The organism is Phaeovulum sp. (assembly GCF_030684035.1).
Classification (GTDB): Bacteria; Pseudomonadota; Alphaproteobacteria; order Rhodobacterales; family Rhodobacteraceae; genus UBA6213.
Window position 1 is genome coordinate 16,451 of sequence record NZ_JAUXPI010000038.1, and the last position, 17,676, is coordinate 34,126.

The following is a 17,676-nucleotide window of genomic DNA, read 5'->3' on the forward strand; positions in this document are numbered from 1 at the left end:
GTAACCACACCATCCCCGCTCACCCGCAGCGCGCTGGCGCTGGCCCCGGGCGGCGTCTGGCTGCTGGCGGCGGCGGCGGTGGTGGCGGTCACCGCGCTGCTCATGGCCGAGCGATGGCTGATGTTGGCCGGTCTGTCGGTCGCAGGTACGCTTGCCGCAACGGCGCTGTTGCTGCGGCTTCTTGCCTTGCGCCACGCGCGGGTCGAGGCCGCGTTGCAGCGCCAGCTTGCCGAGTTCATAGCGCATGATGTGGCACCCTGCTTTACCACCGACACCGACGGCAGCATCGGGTTTCAGAATCACGCCGCGGTGGAGCGTTTTGGCGCGCGCGGCGGGCAGACCCTTGCGCGGGCGTTGTCCGAAGTTTTCGCCAGCCCCGCTTCGGTGCTGTTTCGCCTGCAATGCAAGGCTGTGGCACTTGGAGCTGCGCGCGAAGATCTGGTGACCCGGCGTGGTCATGCGCGTCTGCTGGTGCACAGGGTCGGCACCAGCGGGTTTCTCTGGCGGCTCGAGGAAACGGCAGAGCGCGCCATGGGCGGCCGAGGTGGCGAAACGCTCAGCCTGCCGATGCTGACCGCATCCAAGAACGACACCATCCTGTTTATGAACGAGGCGATGCGGCGGCTGGTTGGCGAACGGGCGCGCTCGCTTGACCGGGTGTTTTCGCAATTGCCGTTGCGTTCCGGTGAGGAGCACGAGATCGCAACCCCCGCAGGCGTGGTGCGCGCCGTTGTCTCAGAGGTCGCTGGGCCGGGCGGGCGGCGCGAGATTTTTCTGCTGCCGATGGCCTCAGGGCGCAACACCGCCGCCGATCCGACCACATTCGACGCGCTGCCAGTCGCGCTGATGCGGCTTGCGCCCAAGGGGCAGGTGCTCGCGGCCAACCGCGCGGCGCGCGATCTGCTGGGCGAGATCGAGCCCGAGGCGCGGTTCGCCGAATTGTTCGAGGGGCTCGGGCGGCCGGTCAATGACTGGCTGGCCGATGCGCTGGCAGGGCGCGCCGACCGCCGCCCCGAAGTGCTGCGCGCGCGACAATCCGAGCGCGAGGTCTTTTTGCAGGTTTCGCTGGCGCGGGTGGTGGAGGAGGGCCGCGCCACCCTGGTCGCCGTGCTTTCTGACGCGACCCAGTTCAAGACCCTCGAGGCGCAGTTTGTGCAAAGCCAGAAGATGCAGGCTATCGGCCAGCTTGCGGGCGGCGTTGCGCATGATTTCAACAACCTGCTGACCGCCATTTCTGGCCACTGCGATCTTTTGATGCTGCGCCACGACAATGGCGACCCGGATTTTTCCGACCTCAACCAGATCAGCCAGAATGCCAACCGCGCCGCCAGCCTGGTGGGCCAGCTTCTGGCGTTTTCGCGCAAGCAGACACTGAAGCCGCATGTCATCGACCTGCGCGACACGCTTTCCGACCTGACCCATCTGCTCAATCGTCTGGTCGGCGAGAAGGTGCGGCTGGTGCTTACCCACGCGCCGGACCTGCGGACGATCCGGGCCGACAAGCGCCAGCTTGAACAGGTGATCATGAACCTCGTCGTCAATGCGCGCGACGCCATGCCGGGGGGCGGCGAAATTCGCATTGAAACCGAGAATCTGCATCTGACAGCCGAGTTGCGGCGCGACCGCGCAACGCTCGCACCCGCCGATTATGTGGTGGTGCGGGTGATCGACGAGGGCATCGGCATTGCCCCAGACAAGATGCCGAAGATCTTTGAGCCTTTCTACACCACCAAACGCACGGGCGAGGGCACCGGGCTTGGCCTCTCGACTGTCTATGGCATCGTCAAGCAGACCGGCGGCTATGTGTTCTGCGATTCGGTAGTCGGGTCGGGCACCTCGTTCACGCTCTACTTCCCGGCGCACGACCATGTCGGCGATCCGGAACCCGAGGCCGCGCGCGAGGTCGCGCCAGCGCGAGCCGCGAGCGCCGGGCAGGCCGCGGTGCTTCTGGTCGAAGACGAGGCACCTGTGCGCGCCTTCGCGAGCCGGGCGATGAAACTTCGCGGCTACACGGTGTTTGAGGCTGAAACCGGCGAAGAGGCGCTGCGTCTGCTGCAAGATGCCTCGCTGCATATTGATGTTTTCCTAACCGATGTCATCATGCCCGGGATCGACGGCCCATCCTGGGTGCGGGAGGCGCTGAAAGCGCGACCTGCGACCCCGGTGGTGTTCGTGTCCGGTTATGCCGAGGATGTCTTCAATGATGGCCGCCCGCCGGTTCCGGGTTCGGTGTTCCTGCCCAAACCGTTTTCGCTGAGCGAGCTGACCGAAACCGTCGCCAAGCAGTTGCGGGGCTGAGCATCCGTTTTCGGGCGCGGGGCAGCTGCCTTGACCTCATGCCGGGATGGCGTGGCAGGCCCGCGCAGCATGTGGGGTTGGAGCTGCTTACGAAAAGGCATGCGGTGCGGGATGTTGTGCGGCGCGGGCGACGTAGGCGCGCTGCAGATGCAAGCCCGGCATGGCCAAAGGACTTTGCAGCGGGGTCCATGATCGCGCTGCGGCTGCGGTGCCGCGGAGGGCTGCCAGAAGCCGCCGCCTCTGCCCGAAGCGGCGCGGCGCGGGCTCAGGCTGTCTCGCCCGCCTTGACCCGTTGATAAAGCGCCAGATCCTCCGCAAGATGCATCTGCAAACGCGTGCGCAAAGGGGCCGAGAGCGTGGTCACCCCTTTGGGAGAAACATTGACCCGCGGCAGGACAATTTCGAAATCAAGCCGCTCTTCCAGAAAACTCACGAAACGCCCGATGTCTTCGTAGCAAAACAGCTTGTCGACCCCAAGCGAGCCATCGGCAAGGCTGAGGAACCGCGCCTGCGCGCCAAGCTGCGCATAGGCGGGTTGCGGCCGCGACATGTAGGCCCCGGCGAACGCATCGAAGCTCAGCCCCTCGGTCGAATTCGCGCTGCCCGCAATATCGTCGCGCTGGCGGAAACGGTACCAACTGCCAAGCCAGTCCAAAGGCTCGCGCATCAGGGCAACGACATCGAACCGCTCGCCCGATGCGGTCTCGAGATAGGGCGCGAGAAACCGGCGAAACCGTTGCGCGGTGGTGTGCTTGAGCGCCGGCGGCCGTTGCACGGCAATCGCCGCGAGCGGCTCCAGCGCGACCGAAAGCGCGGTTGACCCGGTCTTTGGGGTGGCCAGAAGCACCAGCCGTTGCTGCCAGAATATGAGCATGGGATCCGTCGAAACAATTCGCCCCTACCTATCCGGGAAGACGGGCTGCGTAAACCGTATCTTAACCAAGTTTCCCGAAACTGGGCGGGCAAGATTTGAGTTGAATTGTTCCGGTTTTGGTCCCATACCAGACAGAACAAGGCAAGAACAAGCGCAACAGGCAACCGATTGCCGCGCGGCGCACCCTGTGGAATAAGGATCAGGCAATGGCAACGGCGAATGTATTCGAGATGAATGACAAGAGAGCTGCGGACAAGCAAAAGGCGCTCGATTCGGCGCTGGCCCAGATCGAGCGGCAGTTCGGCAAGGGGTCGATCATGCGGCTCGGTTCCGACAACCCGGTGATGGATGTCGAAGCGACCTCGACCGGATCGCTGGGCCTCGATATCGCGCTTGGCATCGGTGGCCTGCCGAAAGGCAGGGTGATCGAGATTTACGGGCCGGAAAGCTCGGGCAAGACCACGCTGACGCTGCATGTGGTGGCCGAAGAGCAGAAAAAGGGCGGCGTCTGCGCCTTTGTCGATGCCGAGCACGCGCTCGACCCGCAATATGCGCGCAAGCTTGGGGTGAACCTCGACGATCTTCTGATTTCGCAGCCCGATACCGGCGAGCAGGCGCTTGAAATTGTCGATACGCTGGTGCGATCCGGCGCGGTCAGCCTGGTGGTGATTGATTCGGTGGCGGCGCTGACCCCCAAGGCCGAGATCGAGGGCGACATGGGCGACCATCAGGTCGGTGCACAGGCCCGGCTGATGAGCCAGGCGATGCGCAAGCTCACCGCCAGCATCGGCCGCAGCAATTGCATGGTCATTTTCATCAACCAGATCCGGATGAAGATCGGCGTGATGTTCGGCAGCCCCGAAACCACTTCGGGCGGGCAGGCGCTGAAGTTTTACGCGAGCGTCCGGCTCGATATCCGCCGCACCGGTTCAATCAAGGATCGTGACGAGGTGGTCGGCAACACCACGCGCGTCAAGGTGGTGAAGAACAAGGTCGCACCGCCCTTCAAGCAGGTCGAATTCGACATCATGTATGGCGAAGGCATCTCGAAGGTGGGCGAGCTGGTCGATCTGGGCGTGAAGGCCGGGGTCGTGGAGAAATCGGGGGCCTGGTATTCCTACGGGGATGAGCGCATCGGCCAGGGGCGCGAGAATGCCAAGCAGTTCCTGCGCGACAATCCCGCGGTGGCGAATGCCATTGAAGACAAGATCCGCGCCGGCCATGGGCTGGACTTTTCGGCAGCCGACATCGACGACGCGGTGACCGAGGAATAGCGCGGCTTCTGCGCTGCGCTGCGGCCGGGCCCCGGGTCCGGCCGCTTTGCTTTCTGGACAGGGCAAGGGCCGGGCGCTAAACGGAGAGCGATCTGCCCGAGATAGGCCCCCGACATGCCCAGCCTGAACGATATCCGCTCTACATTCCTCAACTTTTTCGAGCGCAACGGCCACCGCGTGGTCGAAAGCTCGCCACTTGTGCCGCGCAATGACCCCACGCTCATGTTCACCAATTCGGGCATGGTGCAGTTCAAGAATTGCTTCACCGGGGTCGAGACGCGCGATTACAAGCGCGCCACCACGGCACAGAAATGCGTGCGGGCTGGCGGCAAGCACAATGACCTCGACAACGTCGGCTACACGGCGCGCCACCACACGTTTTTCGAGATGCTCGGCAACTTCAGCTTTGGCGACTATTTCAAGGCCGAGGCGATTGCCTTTGCCTGGGAATTGCTGACCCGCGATTTCGGCCTGAACCCCGAAAAGCTGACCGTCACCGTTTACCACACCGACGAAGAGGCGGCAGCGATCTGGAAGAAGGTCGCCGGGCTGCCCGAGGCGCGCATCATCCGCATCGCCAATGACGACAACTTCTGGCGGATGGGGCCGACCGGCCCCTGCGGCCCCTGCACCGAGATCTTCTATGACCACGGGCCAAGCATCTGGGGCGGGCCGCCCGGTTCGCCGGAAGAAGGGGGCGACCGTTTCATCGAGATCTGGAACAACGTTTTCATGCAGAACGAGCAGATGCCCGATGGCAGCCTGCGCAAGCTTGAAATGCAGTCGATCGACACCGGCATGGGGTTGGAGCGGATCGGTGCCTTGTTGCAGGGCAAGCACGACAACTACGATACCGATCTCATGCGCAGCCTGATCGAGGCGAGCGCGCATGCGACCAGTGCCGACCCCGATGGCCCCGGCAAGGTGCACCACCGTGTCATTGCCGACCACCTGCGTTCGACCGCATTTCTCATTGCCGATGGCGTGACGCCCGGCAACGAGGGGCGCGGCTATGTGCTGCGGCGGATCATGCGCCGCGCCATGCGGCACGCGCATATGCTGGGCGCGCAGGATCCGGTGATGCACAAGCTGGTGCCGACGCTGGTGCGCCAGATGGGCGCGGCTTACCCGGAACTGAACCGGGCGCAGGCGCTGATCGAAGAGACGCTGAAGCTGGAGGAAACCCGTTTTCGCACCACGCTCGACCGTGGCCTGAAGCTGCTTGATGATGAATTGGCACGGCTGCCCGAGGGGGCGGAGCTTCCCGGCGCTGCCGCCTTCAAGCTTTACGATACCTACGGCTTCCCGCTTGACCTCACGCAAGATGCGCTGCGCGAACAGGGCCGTGCGGTAGAGGTGGCGGGGTTCAATGCCGCGATGGAGGCGCAAAAGGCCAAGGCCCGCGCTTCCTGGGCGGGCTCGGGCGAGGCGAAAGACGCGACGATCTGGTATGAGCTCGCCGAAAAGCACGGGGCGACCGAGTTTCTGGGCTATGACACCGAGGCGGCGGAGGCGCAGCTTCTGGCGCTGGTCGTCGATGGTGCCGAGGTTGAAAGCGCTGCGGGTGCGGTGCAGATCGTGGTCAACCAGACCCCCTATTACGCGGAATCCGGCGGGCAGGTGGGTGATTTCGGCATCATCCGCACCGAAACCGGGCTGGCCGAAGTGACCGACACCAAGAAAGCCGCCGGAGTGTTCATCCATTTCGCGCAAGTGACCGAGGGCGAGTTCCGCCGCGGCCAGCCCGCGAAGCTTGAGGTCAACCACGCCCGCCGCAGCGCGATCCGCGCCAACCATTCGGCGACGCATCTGTTGCACGAGGCGCTGCGGCGCGCCCTGGGCGATCATGTGGCACAGAAGGGCAGCCTGAACGCGCCCGACAGGTTGCGGTTTGATTTCAGCCATTCCAAGGGGTTGTCGGCTGCCGAACTGGCAGGGGTCGAGGCCGAGGTGAACGAATTCGTGCGCCAGAACGCGCCGGTCGAAACCCGGATCATGACCCCCGATGACGCCCGCGCCCTGGGCGCGCAGGCGCTTTTCGGCGAGAAATACGGCGACGAGGTGCGGGTGGTTTCGATGGGCCGCCTGAACGGTTCAGGCAAGGGGGCGGATGGTGCTACCTACAGTCTGGAGCTTTGCGGCGGCACCCATGTTGCACGCACCGGCGATATTGGAGCCTTCGTTGCGCTGGGCGATAGTGCCTCAAGTGCGGGCGTGCGCCGTATCGAGGCACTGACCGGGCAAGCGGCGCTTGAACATCTGAAATTGCAGGCGGCGCGACTGGCCGAGATTGCGGCAACGATGAAAGCCCCGGTCACCGAGGTTGCCGAGCGGGTGCGCGCCCTGGCCGAGGAGCGCCGGGCGCTGGCCAACGAACTGGCGCAGATCAAGCGCGAAATGGCGCTCGGCGGAGGTGCCGGGAAGCTCGAAACAGACATCAAGGAAATCAACGGAATCCGCTTCATTGCCCAGGTCGTTTCCGGGGTTTCCGGGCGCGATCTGCCGGGGCTTGTCGATGCCCTCAAGGTGCGCGTGGGGTCAGGCGCGGTGCTGATTGTTGCCGATACCGGCGGCAAGGCGGCGGCTGCGGCGGGCGTGACCGAGGATCTGACCGCGCGGCTTTCGGCGGTCGATCTGGTGCGCGCGGCGGCCGAGGCGTTGGGCGGCAAGGGCGGCGGCGGGCGGCCCGACATGGCGCAGGCGGGCGGCAACGACCCGGCGCGCGCGCCGCAGGCGGTGGCGGCGGCGGAAGCCATGATCGGAGGGTTGAAATGACTGGCACCATACCTACCGCGCTCTGGATCGCGCATGTGCATGTCACCGATGCAGCGGCCTATGGGCGCTATGCGGCGGCGGCGGGCCCGGCAATCGCGGCCTTTGGCGGCGTATTCCTCGCCCGTGGCGGGCGCTATGTGCAGCTTGAGGGGCGCGACCGCGCGCGCAATGTGGTGGCGCGCTTTCCCAGCCTTGAGGCGGCGCATGCCTGCTATCTTTCGCCTGCCTATCAGGCAGCCCTGGCGCATGCGAAAGGGGCATCCGAGCGCGATTTGATGATTGTCGAGGAAGTGGCACCCTGATCGGCACCGATTCGGGCTTTGAACCTGCGGCATTCTGAATGTATTATGGCGCAACCGGGCGCGACAGCCCGGGTAGGGGCAGGGGCAGGAAATGTGCCGTTGGGCGGCCTATATCGGGCAACCGATCTATCTTGAGGAAATTGTCACCCAGCCGGGTCACTCGTTGATCGAGCAGAGCCATTGCGCGACCGAGTGCCATTCCGCGATCAATGCCGATGGCTTCGGCTTGGCCTGGTATGACAGCCGCGCCGAGCCGGGGCTTTACCGGGATGTGCTGCCCGCATGGTCTGACCCGAACCTGAAATCGCTGGCCTCGCATGTGCAGTCGGGGCTGTTCATGGCGCATGTGCGCGCATCCACCGGCACCGCGACCAGCCGCAACAATTGCCACCCGTTCGCGGTAGGGCGCTGGAGCTTCATGCATAACGGCCAGTTCGGCGGCTATGACAGCTACCGTCGTGATGCCGAAATGATGATCCCCGATACCTACTACCCCAACCGCAAGGGGGCCACTGACAGCGAAGCGCTGTTTCTGGTGGCGCTTGGCGAAGGGCTGGATGATGACCCCAAGGGCGCGATGGAGCGGGCGACCGCGCGCATGGAGGCGCTGGCCCGCGGCCGCGGCGCGGCACCATTCGTGCGGCTGACCTGCGCCTTCAGCAATGGCGAGCAGCTTTTTGCAATTCGCTACGCCACCGATGCGCTGGCCCCAACGCTCTATCACCGCTGGTCCGATGCCCGGGTGGGGCGCGCCGTGGTGTCGGAGCCGCTCGAAACCGGCGAAGGCGGCTGGGAGCCGCTGCCGCAGGGGTCTTTCTGCACCTTTGAAGGTTCGCAGATGCGGGTCGAGCCATTCCTGCCGGTGTTGCAGGCTTCAAAAGCCGCCTGAGCGGGCGGCAGGTTCACCATCCGCCAAGCCGCGCGGCGTGAGGTTCCGCCAACAGCCGCTATTGCAGATAGGGCATCGGGTCGGTGCTCTCGAAGCCGTCCCGCACCTCGAAATGCACGAAGCCCGGCTCGCCCGCGCGCACCTTGGCGATCACCTGACCGCGGGTCACCCGGTCGCCCTTGGCAACCGTCAGTGCATCGATGTTGGCATAGACGGTGAGCAGGTTGTTGTCGTGGCGAATGACCAGAATCGGCACGCCGTCGGTATCGCGGGTGATCGCGGCCACGATGCCCGCCTCGGCGGCACGCACCGGGGAACCGGGGGCGGCGGCAATATCGACGCCATCATTCTTCTTTTTCTCGTAGGGCCGGATGATTGCACCGGTAACCGGCATCGCCATTCGCGCTGCGGTGGTTGCGGTGCGCGTGGAACCGAGGTTGGTGGCGGGCGGCGTGGCCAGCGGGGCCGATGCTGCGGGCGGGTTGTTGGCGGGCAGCGGCTGCGCCGCCGAGGGCGGCAGCGGCGTTGGCGAGCCTTGGCCCGGAGCCGTGGTTGCGGCTGTGGCCGCCGCGCTGCGCGCGACCGGTGCCGGTGTCGGGATCATCAGATACTGGCCTTCGCGCACACTCAGATCGGCGGGCAGACCGTTCCAGTCAGCCAGCGAGCGCACATCGACACTGTAGTAGCGCGCGATCGAATAGGCGGTCTCGCCGCGCTCGACCTTGTGGCGGATCGGTTCGCTGGTGCCGGGAACGGTGGTTGCGGGGTGCGCGGTCGCGGTGCCCGCAGCGGTGGCACGGTCAATGGCACCGCTCGCCAGTTCGGTAATGTCGATCCGCCCGGTGGCACCGCCGCCTGCGGCCTCGGCAACCCGCCCCGGCAGGGCCAGCACCTCGCCGCCATTCAGCACGGTATCGGGCCTGAGCGCGTTGAACGCTGCAAGCTCGCTCGCCCCCAGGCCGACGCGGTTGGCAATGGCGGCGACGCTGTCGCCGCGCTTGGCCACCACCACCTGATAGGTCGGGTACGAGATCACGCCGCGCGCATCCGGTTCCGGCCGCGGATTGACCGCCTGGCGCACCGCCGCCGAGGTATCGAGCCCGGAATTGCCGAAATTGCGCAGGTCGAAATCGAAGTTGCCATTGGCATCGCAGCTTGCAAGCGCCAACAGGGCGGCACCGGCGAGAAGGGCACGGGCAGGGCGGCGCGGAAATATCGGCATCGGCTCGATCCTCACATCAACCGGGCCCTGTGACCGGACCCTTTGGAAAAAACGCCTAATCGTAGCTCACGCCCTCGATCAAAGGCACGAAGCGCACCGGGCGCAACTCGTCATATTCATAGCCTGTTTCGCCGCGCCGCACCCGGATCAGGCTTTGCACCGCATCCGACTGCCCCACGGGAAGCACCATGATACCGCCGATCTTGAGCTGCGCCAAGAGCGGGCCTGGCGGGTCTTCAGCAGCGGCAGTAACCAGAATGCGGTCGAACGGGGCCTGTTCGGGAAGGCCGTGGCTGCCATCTGCGGTGATCGCCACGATATTGCGCAAATTGAGCGCGGCAAACAGCACTTCCGCCTCGCGCACCAGCCGCCGGTGACGGTCAACCGTATAGACGCGCCGCGCCAGCATCGACAGGATCGCCGCCTGATAGCCCGAACCGGTGCCGACCTCGAGCACGGTATCGCGTGGCCCCACCTCCAGCGCCTGTGTCATCAGCCCTACCACCGTTGGCTGGCTGATGGTCTGGCCACAGGCAATCGGCAGCGGCATGTCTTCATAGGCCCGGTCAGCGAAAAGACCGCGCACGAACAGCCCCCGGTCCACCTGTTCCATCGCGTTCAGCACCCGCGCATCGGTGACCCCGCGCGAGCGCAGCGCGAAAAGAAACCGCATCTTGCGTTCGGCGATACTGCCCTCGCCGCCGCCCGGATCGCTCATGCCAGCCGTGCCTCAAGATCGGCCAGCACATCATGCGCGGTAAGGTCGGCGCGCATCGGGGTGATCGAGATGAAGCCTTCGAGATTGACCGCGACATCGGTGCCCGGCGCGGTGGGCAGATGCTGCGGCCCGCCGGTGATCCACAAGAACTTGCGCCCCGAAGGCGAGATATGCGGTTTGACGCCAAAGAACGTGTCGGTGCGCCAGCCCTGCGCCGCAGCCTTCATGCCGCGCACCCTGGCCGCAGGAACCGGCGGAAAGTTGACGTTGTAAAACAGCCTGTAGTCGCCGCCATCCCAACGCCCCCTGTCGAGAAGCGCGCGCACCACCCCGGCCCCATGCGCCCGCGCGGCCTCGAAAGGGTCGGCGAGATCGTCGGTCTCGGGGCCGAGAAACTGGCTGAGCGCAATCGCCGGAATGCCTTGCAGGGCCGCTTCCATCGCGCCGCCGACAGTGCCCGAATAAAGCGCGTTCTCGGCGGCGTTGTTGCCCCGGTTGACACCGGAAAGCACAAGATCGGGCCGCGCGCCCTGCAACACGTCGTAGATGCCCGCCAGCACGCAATCCGCCGGGCTGCCCTCGGCCGCATAGCGCCGCGTTGCCATGCGGGCGATCATCATCGGGTGGGTGTAGCTGATGCAATGGCCGACGCCCGATTGTTCAAATGCGGGTGCCACGGTCCAGACCTCGCCGCCGGGGCCTGCGATTTCCGCTGCAATCTGTTCCAGCACCAGCAAACCCGGAGCGTTGATGCCATCGTCATTGGTAACCAGAATGCGCATGAAACCCCTCGGCCCAGTTGCCCCTGATTAGACCGCGAAGCGAGGTGCGTAAAGCAAGGAAGGTCTCTGCTTTGGTGTAAATATCCCCGCCGGAGGCACCTGCGGCACGGGCCGCGCGCTCCGCGGGGGATATTTGCCCTGAAGCAGCGATCAGAGACGCGCCAGAATGCGCGCGGCCTCGGTGCGGGTTGGCGTGAGCGCGCTGCGGTCCTCGCCGGGAAAAAAGCGGGCGCGGGTGGCGGTGGGCATTGGCAGCGGTGCCTCGATCAGCACGCGCGGCCCGATCTTTGCGGATTCCGCCTGCCAGCTTCGGGCGAGCGCGATTTGCGCGGATTTGGTGGCACCATAAGCACCAAAGAATTTCTGCCCGCCGCGCGGATCATCGAAAAAGACTGCGGTTCCGTGGCCTGCGCGCAGGAGCGGTTCAACGAGGCCGATCAGATGGGCCGTGGCGGCGAGGTTGCAGGCCACTGATTTTGCCAGATCCTTGGCGGCGATATGGCCTGCGGGGGTCAGCGATTCCGCGTGGATGGCGGTATGTGCCCAAAGCTGAAGCCCGCCCCAGCGCGCCGTGATCGAGGCGGCGAGATGCGCCATCGCATCGGCGTCGGTCACATCCATCGGGGCGAGTGTGGTATTGCCCCCGGCCGCCTGAATGCGGTCGTCAAGTTCTTCCAGCCCGCCGACGGTGCGCGCTACCGCAATCACATGCCAGCCCTGCGCCGCCAGCGCCTCGGCCAGCGCGGCACCAAGGCCGCGCGAGGCGCCGGTGACGAGGGCGGTTCTCGGGGTGTCGGTCGGGGTGTCGGGCTTGGCGCTCATGCGGGTTCGTTTCGCATTCGGCGCGCCGCCGTGCAAGGGGGAGCGTTGACATCGCGGGCAACTGCGGCATAACTCTGCGCAACTGACCCTTTGCAAGAGGCCCCCGATGACACTTTCCAAGGCACTTCTACCGAGCCAAACCCTTGCCGCCCGCGCCTTGATGGTGCTTGGCGGGGCCGCCGTGATTGCGCTGGCGGCGCGCGTTTCGGTGCCGATGTATCCCGTGCCGATGACACTTTCCACGCTGGCCGTGTTGCTGGTCGGTCTGACCATGGGCTGGCGCTTGGGCTTTGCGGCCGTTCTTGCCTATATCGCCGAGGCCGCGGTGGGGCTGCCGGTGCTTGCGCCGGGTTCGGTGCTCGGGGGGCCGACCACCGGCTTCATCATCGGTTTTCTGCCGATGGTCGCGCTTGCCGGTCTTGCCGCCGATCTTGGTGCGCGCCGCTTTGTGCCGGCACTTCTGGCCTCGGTCGCGGCGTCGCTGATGATATATGTTCCGGGTGTGCTCTGGCTTGATGCGGTGACGCCGCTCAGTCTTGGCGGCGCGATCGAAAAGGGCATGCTGCCCTTCATTGCGGGCGACATGGCGAAATCTGTCCTTGCGGCCTTGGCTGTTTCCGGCGGCTGGGCCTTGCTGGGCCGCGCCCGCAGCTGAGTCTCGCGCGCCCGATATTCGGGGCTTTCGCGCTGCTTCATGGCAAAAGGCCGGGGGTTCCCCCCCCGGCCTTTTTCGTTTGCGCCTTCAGCGGCTTTCGACGGGCGTGTAATCGCGCGCGGCCTCGCCGATATAAAGCTGGCGCGGACGGCCGATCTTCAGCGCCGGATCGCCGATCATCTCTTTCCACTGGCTGATCCAGCCGACGGTGCGCGAAAGCGCGAAGATCGGGGTGAACATGGCGGTCGGGAAGCCCATCGCTTCAAGGATGATGCCCGAGTAGAAATCGACGTTCGGGTAGAGTTTCTTCGAAACGAAATAGTCGTCTTCCAGCGCGATCCGCTCCAGCTCCTTCGCCACGCGCAGGGTTTCGTTGTCGTGGATACCGAGGAGGTCGAGAACTTCGTCGGCGGATTCCTTCATCACCTTGGCGCGCGGGTCGAAGTTCTTGTAGACGCGATGTCCGAAGCCCATCAGGCGGAACGGGTCGTTCTTGTCTTTTGCGCGGGCGATATATTCGGGAATGCGCTCGACCGTGCCGATTTCGCGCAGCATCTCGAGACAGGCCTGGTTGGCACCGCCATGCGCCGGACCCCAGAGGCAGGCAATGCCGGCGGCGACGCAGGCGAAAGGGTTTGCCCCGGACGAACCGGCAAGCCGCACCGTCGAGGTCGAGGCGTTCTGTTCGTGGTCGGCGTGCAGCATCATGATCCGGTCCATCGCCTTGGCGAGCACCGGGCTGACCTTGTAATCCTCGGCGGGGACCGCAAAGCACATGCGCAGGAAGTTCGAGGCATAGTCGAGATCGTTCTGCGGATAGACGAAGGGCTGGCCGATCGAATATTTGTAGGCCATCGCCGCAATCGTCGGCAGCTTGGCGATCATCCGGATCGCCGCCACCTCGCGCTGCCAGGGGTCATTGATGTCGAGGCTGTCGTGATAGAAGGCCGACATCGCGCCGACGACGCCCACCATCGTTGCCATCGGGTGGCTGTCGCGACGGAAACCGCGGAAGAAATAGTGCATCTGCTCGTGCACCATGGTGTGGCGGGTCACCCGGCCCTCGAAGTTGTCCATCTGTGCCGCAGTCGGCAGCGAGCCGTTCAAGAGCAGGTAGCAGACTTCAAGGAAATGCGATTTTTCCGCCAGTTGCTCGATCGGGTAGCCGCGATACAGAAGCTGGCCCTTGTCACCGTCGATAAAGGTGATGGCGCTTTCGCAGGCGGCGGTCGAGGTGAAGCCGGGATCATAGGTGAACACATCTGCGTCAGAGTAAAGCTTGCGGATATCGATCACATCGGGGCCGACAGTGGGCGAGAAGATCGGCAGATCGTAGCTCTTGCCGTCGATGTTCAGCGTGGCAGTTCTGTTCGTCTCAGCCATGTCATTCCCTTTCCCTGTTCCCGGCCGTGCCGAGAGCGTTCCGTTGTTTGCTCCGGCCTGTCAGGCCGCCTGATCGCCTAGTCGTGCGAGTGTCTCCTCGCGGCCCAGGACCAGCATCATGTCGAACACGCTGGGCGTTACCGTGCGCCCCGCCAATGCAGCCCGCAACGGCCCGGCGATCTTGCCCAGGCCAAGCCCGTGCGCCTCTGCCACGGCGGCAACAATTGCCTCCAGCTCATCTCGCACCCAGCTAGCATTTTGCAGCTGCGGCGTCAATTCAGCCAGTATACCACGGGATACCAAATCAAGCCCCGCCGCCGCTTTCTGGTCCGGAACCAGTGGCCGCGCGGCCAGAACAAAATGAGCCTTGTCAAGAAGTTCCGGAATGGTCTTGGCGCGCTCCTTGGTGCAGGGCAGGGCGCGCATCAGCCCCTCGCGTTGCGCCTCTCTAAGCGCGGGGCGGCCCGCGGCCTCCAGATATGCCTCAATTTCGGGCAACAATTCTGCGTCCGCAGCCTTGGCGATGTGATAGCCCGATACGTTCTCGAGTTTCTTGAAATCGAGCCGCGCCGGGGCGCGCCCGATTCCCGAAAGATCGAACCATTCCCTGGCCTGCGCATCGTCGAAAAGCTCGTCGTCGCCGTGGCTCCAGCCAAGGCGCGTGAGGTAGTTGCGCATCCCCGCGGCGCAAAAACCCATCGCCTGATATTCCTCAAGCCCGACCGCGCCGTGACGCTTGCTGAGCTTCTTGCCGTCGGGGCCGTGGATCAGCGGAATATGCGCGAAGACCGGCACCGGCCAGCCCATCGCCTGATAGACCTGCACCTGACGCGCCGCGTTGGTCAGATGGTCGTCGCCCCGGATGATATGGGTTACGCCCATGTCGTGGTCATCTACGACGACTGCCAGCATGTAGGTGGGCGTAGCATCCGAGCGTAAACAAACCATGTCATCCAGCTGGTCATTGCGGAAGGTGACCGTGCCCTGCACGGCGTCCTCGATCACCGTGGCACCTTCGCGCGGGGCGCGCAGGCGGATCACATAGGGCGCATCGGGGTGGCTGGCGGGGTCGGCATCGCGCCAGGGGCTTTGGAACAGGGTTGAGGTACCCGCTGCGCGTGCCGCCGCGCGGAAGGCCTCGATTTCGTCCTGCGTGGCAAAGCACTTGTAGGCGGTGCCGCTTGCCAGCATCTGGCGCGCAACCTCGGCGTGCCGCGCACGACCGGCAAACTGGCTGACCGCCTCGCCATCCCAGTCGAGCCCGAGCCAGGCGAGGCCGCGCAGAATGGCAGCCGTCGCTTCGGGGGTGGAACGCTCGCGGTCGGTATCTTCGATGCGCAGCAGAAACTTGCCTCCACGCCCGCGCGCGTAGAGCCAGTTGAACAGCGCCGTGCGCGCGCCACCGATGTGCAGATAGCCGGTTGGCGACGGTGCAAAACGGGTGACCACCGGGGCATGGGGGGTGGAAGACATCGCACATTAACCTTTCGGTAACCATGAGCCGGATAGGCTTTCGCGCTGATCCTTAGGCAAGGATGCGCGGAGAAACAAGAAGTGGCAGGCGCTGCCGATCTGCATTCGCCACCGCAAGGCAGGCTCGGCGGCGGCCTTCTGGCGCATTGGGGCGGCTTGCGCCATCCGCTGCTGGCGCTCGCCGCCGCAGGGACGGATATGTTCCTGTGGCTGCCGGTCTGGCTTGGCACCGGCATCGGGCTTTGGTTCGGCCTCGACCGGGAGCCGGGCAGGGCGGACTATACCCTTGTTGCCGTGGCGGCGGTGCTCGGGGCGGTCGCATGGCTGCGCGGCCCCGATGCGGGGCGTATTTTTGCGGCGGCGCTGACCGTTGCGGCGGCGGGCTTTTTGCTTGCCGGGGCGCGGGCGCATGATCTGGCGGCACCGGTGCTCGGCTATCGCTATTACGGGCCGGTCGAGGGGCGGATCATCTCGATCGATCGGTCCAGCGGCGATTACATCCGGCTGACGCTGGACCAGATGGTGCTCGCGAACACCGCGCCCGCGCGCATTCCCGCAACCGCGCGCGTGGCGCTGCATGGCGATCAATCGCAGCTTCTGCCCGAGCCGGGGCAGCGGGTGATGATGACCGCGAACCTGATGCCGCCCGCCGGCCCGGCATCGCCGCAAAGCTATGACTTCCGCCGCAACTCCTGGTTTTCACGGCTCGGCGCGGTGGGCTATGTGCGCGCCCCGGTGCTGCTGGTAGAGCCGCCGGCACCAGGCGACTGGCTGCTTGCCGGGCACCGCGCGCGGATGCGGATTTCGGCGGCGATTCAGGCGCGGATCCCGGGGCAGGCGGGGGCGGTGGCGGCGGCGCTGATGACCGGCGACCGATCCGGCATTGCCGAGGCCACCAACGCCTCGATGCGCGCCTCGAACCTTTACCACATCATTTCCATTTCCGGCCTGCACATGGGCATGCTCGTGGGCTTCGTGTTTGCGGCGCTGCGCTACGGCCTCGCGGCGGCGGGCAGCCTTGCCCTGCATCTGCCGGTGAAAAAGATCGCTGCGGGCGTGGCGCTGGTTGCTGCCAGCATCTACCTCTGGCTGGCGGGGCCGAACGTGGCAACCGAGCGCGCCTATGTGATGGCCGCGACGATGCTGGTGGCGGTGCTGCTTGACCGCCGCGCCATCAGCCTGCGCACCGTGGCGCTGGCGGCACTGCTGCTGTTGCTGATGGAGCCTGAGAGCCTTGTCGAGCCGGGCTTTCAGATGTCCTTCGGGGCGACGGTGGCGCTGATTCTGGTCTATCGCCCCTGGGCCGCGGTGCAGCACCTTGTGCCGGGGCTGCTGAAGCCGGTGGCGATGCTGGTGATCTCGTCGCTTGCGGCGGGTCTGGCCTCGGCACCGATTGCTGCCGCGCATTTCAACCGGATGCCGGAATACGGGCTTCTGGCGAACCTGCTGGCGGTGCCGGTGATGGGCACGGCGGTGATGCCTGCCGGGGTCATCGCGGCGCTGCTGGCACCCTTCGGCCTTGCCGGTCCGCCGCTTTGGGTGATGGAGCAAGGCACGCGCTGGATGATCTTTGTTTCCGACTGGGTGGCGGGGCTTGATGGCGCGCTGCTCGCCGTGCCGGTGCCGCCGGGGGTGGTGCTGCCCTTGCTGGCGTTGGCGGCGGCGCTGGTGGTGCTGGCGCGGGGTGCCGCGCGGGTGGCGGGGCTGGGTGCCGCGCTTGCCGCGACGCTCTTCTGGGCGCAGGTTGAGCGCCCGGTGCTGCTGATCGCCCCCGAGGGAGAGCTTGTCGGGCTGCTGACGGCGAACGGCCGCGCGCTTTCCAAATCGGGTGCCGGATTTGCCGCCGAAACCTGGCTTGCGGAAGACGGAGACATCGCCAGCCCGCAGGATGCCCAGGCCCGCGCCGGATGGAGCGGCCCCGCCGGGTCGCGCGAGGCGGTGCTGGCCGGGCGGCGCGTGGTGCACCTGAGCGGCAAGGGCGCGGCCGGGCGGGTGGCCGACGCCTGCACAGGTGGCGCGGTGGTGGTATTGGCAGCCGAGGCAGAGCGCCCGGCACCGCCCGATTGCCTGCTGTTCGATCTGAAAAGCCTGCGCCAAAGCGGCGCGGTTTCGATCACGCCAGAAGGCGCGACACTGCGGGTGGAGACGGTTGCCGGGGCGATCGGCCCGCGCCTTTGGGCCACGCGCGGCCGCTAGGCGCGAAGCTGCG

Annotated in this window: 14 protein-coding genes; 7 read left to right on the forward strand and 7 right to left on the reverse strand. The window is 65.7% G+C overall.

All coding sequences use genetic code 11. The features are described from left to right. The first annotated feature begins 102 nt into the window (after positions 1-102). Positions 103-2,298, forward strand: coding sequence for an ATP-binding protein (locus Q8J98_RS08755; RefSeq protein WP_305294033.1), 2,196 nt, complete (start codon positions 103-105; stop codon positions 2,296-2,298). A 265-nt stretch (positions 2,299-2,563) separates the two neighbouring features. Here Q8J98_RS08755 and Q8J98_RS08760 read toward each other — a convergent pair whose 3' ends face one another. Then, positions 2,564-3,172: a hypothetical protein gene (locus Q8J98_RS08760; protein ID WP_305294008.1), complete on the reverse strand. Its 609-nt coding sequence runs from the start codon at positions 3,170-3,172 to the stop codon at positions 2,564-2,566. A gap of 206 nt (positions 3,173-3,378) precedes the next feature. On the opposite strand from Q8J98_RS08760, the gene recA reads away from it, so the two are divergent. The 4 genes from recA to Q8J98_RS08780 all read left to right on the forward strand — a co-directional run bounded on the left by recA (position 3,379) and on the right by Q8J98_RS08780 (position 8,412). Continuing rightward, the gene (recA, locus tag Q8J98_RS08765; RefSeq protein WP_305185894.1) at positions 3,379-4,446 is read left to right on the forward strand and encodes a recombinase RecA; all 1,068 of its coding nucleotides are present in this window, start codon (positions 3,379-3,381) and stop codon (positions 4,444-4,446) included. A gap of 114 nt (positions 4,447-4,560) precedes the next feature. Beyond that, positions 4,561-7,221, forward strand: a complete 2,661-nt coding sequence (alaS, locus tag Q8J98_RS08770; protein ID WP_305294009.1) for an alanine--tRNA ligase — start codon at positions 4,561-4,563, stop codon at positions 7,219-7,221. Positions 7,222-7,229: 8 nt separating this feature from the next. Then, positions 7,230-7,523 carry a DUF1330 domain-containing protein gene (locus Q8J98_RS08775; RefSeq protein WP_305294034.1) on the forward strand — a complete coding sequence of 98 codons (294 nt, stop codon included), beginning with the start codon at positions 7,230-7,232 and terminating at the stop codon, positions 7,521-7,523. Positions 7,524-7,614: 91 nt separating this feature from the next. Next, positions 7,615-8,412, forward strand: coding sequence for a class II glutamine amidotransferase (locus tag Q8J98_RS08780; protein ID WP_305294011.1), 798 nt, complete (start codon positions 7,615-7,617; stop codon positions 8,410-8,412). A gap of 58 nt (positions 8,413-8,470) precedes the next feature. On the opposite strand, the gene Q8J98_RS08785 is transcribed toward Q8J98_RS08780, so the two are convergent. The 4 genes from Q8J98_RS08785 to Q8J98_RS08800 form a co-directional block, all read right to left on the reverse strand. Further along, a complete protein-coding gene (locus tag Q8J98_RS08785) occupies positions 8,471-9,634 on the reverse strand; it encodes a peptidoglycan DD-metalloendopeptidase family protein (protein WP_305294012.1) in 1,164 nt (387 codons plus the stop codon). A 55-nt stretch (positions 9,635-9,689) separates the two neighbouring features. Further along, positions 9,690-10,352, reverse strand: coding sequence for a protein-L-isoaspartate(D-aspartate) O-methyltransferase (locus tag Q8J98_RS08790; protein WP_305185899.1), 663 nt, complete (start codon positions 10,350-10,352; stop codon positions 9,690-9,692). Further along, the gene (gene surE, locus Q8J98_RS08795) at positions 10,349-11,134 is read right to left on the reverse strand and encodes a 5'/3'-nucleotidase SurE (protein WP_305185900.1); all 786 of its coding nucleotides are present in this window, start codon (positions 11,132-11,134) and stop codon (positions 10,349-10,351) included. Before surE ends, Q8J98_RS08790 begins: the two co-directional genes overlap by 4 nt. Before the next feature lie 150 nt (positions 11,135-11,284). Further along, positions 11,285-11,956 (reverse strand): SDR family oxidoreductase, encoded by a 672-nt coding sequence (locus Q8J98_RS08800; RefSeq protein ID WP_305294013.1) that lies wholly within the window; start codon positions 11,954-11,956, stop codon positions 11,285-11,287. Positions 11,957-12,062: 106 nt separating this feature from the next. On the opposite strand from Q8J98_RS08800, the gene Q8J98_RS08805 reads away from it, so the two are divergent. Further along, positions 12,063-12,611: a biotin transporter BioY gene (locus tag Q8J98_RS08805; RefSeq protein ID WP_305294014.1), complete on the forward strand. Its 549-nt coding sequence runs from the start codon at positions 12,063-12,065 to the stop codon at positions 12,609-12,611. A gap of 87 nt (positions 12,612-12,698) precedes the next feature. Here Q8J98_RS08805 and gltA read toward each other — a convergent pair whose 3' ends face one another. After that, positions 12,699-13,994, reverse strand: coding sequence for a citrate synthase (gltA, locus tag Q8J98_RS08810; protein ID WP_305294015.1), 1,296 nt, complete (start codon positions 13,992-13,994; stop codon positions 12,699-12,701). 60 nt (positions 13,995-14,054) lie between these two features. Then, positions 14,055-15,467 (reverse strand): glutamate--tRNA ligase, encoded by a 1,413-nt coding sequence (gene gltX / locus Q8J98_RS08815; RefSeq protein ID WP_305294016.1) that lies wholly within the window; start codon positions 15,465-15,467, stop codon positions 14,055-14,057. A gap of 81 nt (positions 15,468-15,548) precedes the next feature. On the opposite strand from gltX, the gene Q8J98_RS08820 reads away from it, so the two are divergent. Then, positions 15,549-17,663, forward strand: a complete 2,115-nt coding sequence (locus tag Q8J98_RS08820; protein WP_305294017.1) for a ComEC/Rec2 family competence protein — start codon at positions 15,549-15,551, stop codon at positions 17,661-17,663. Positions 17,664-17,676: the final 13 nt, after the last annotated feature.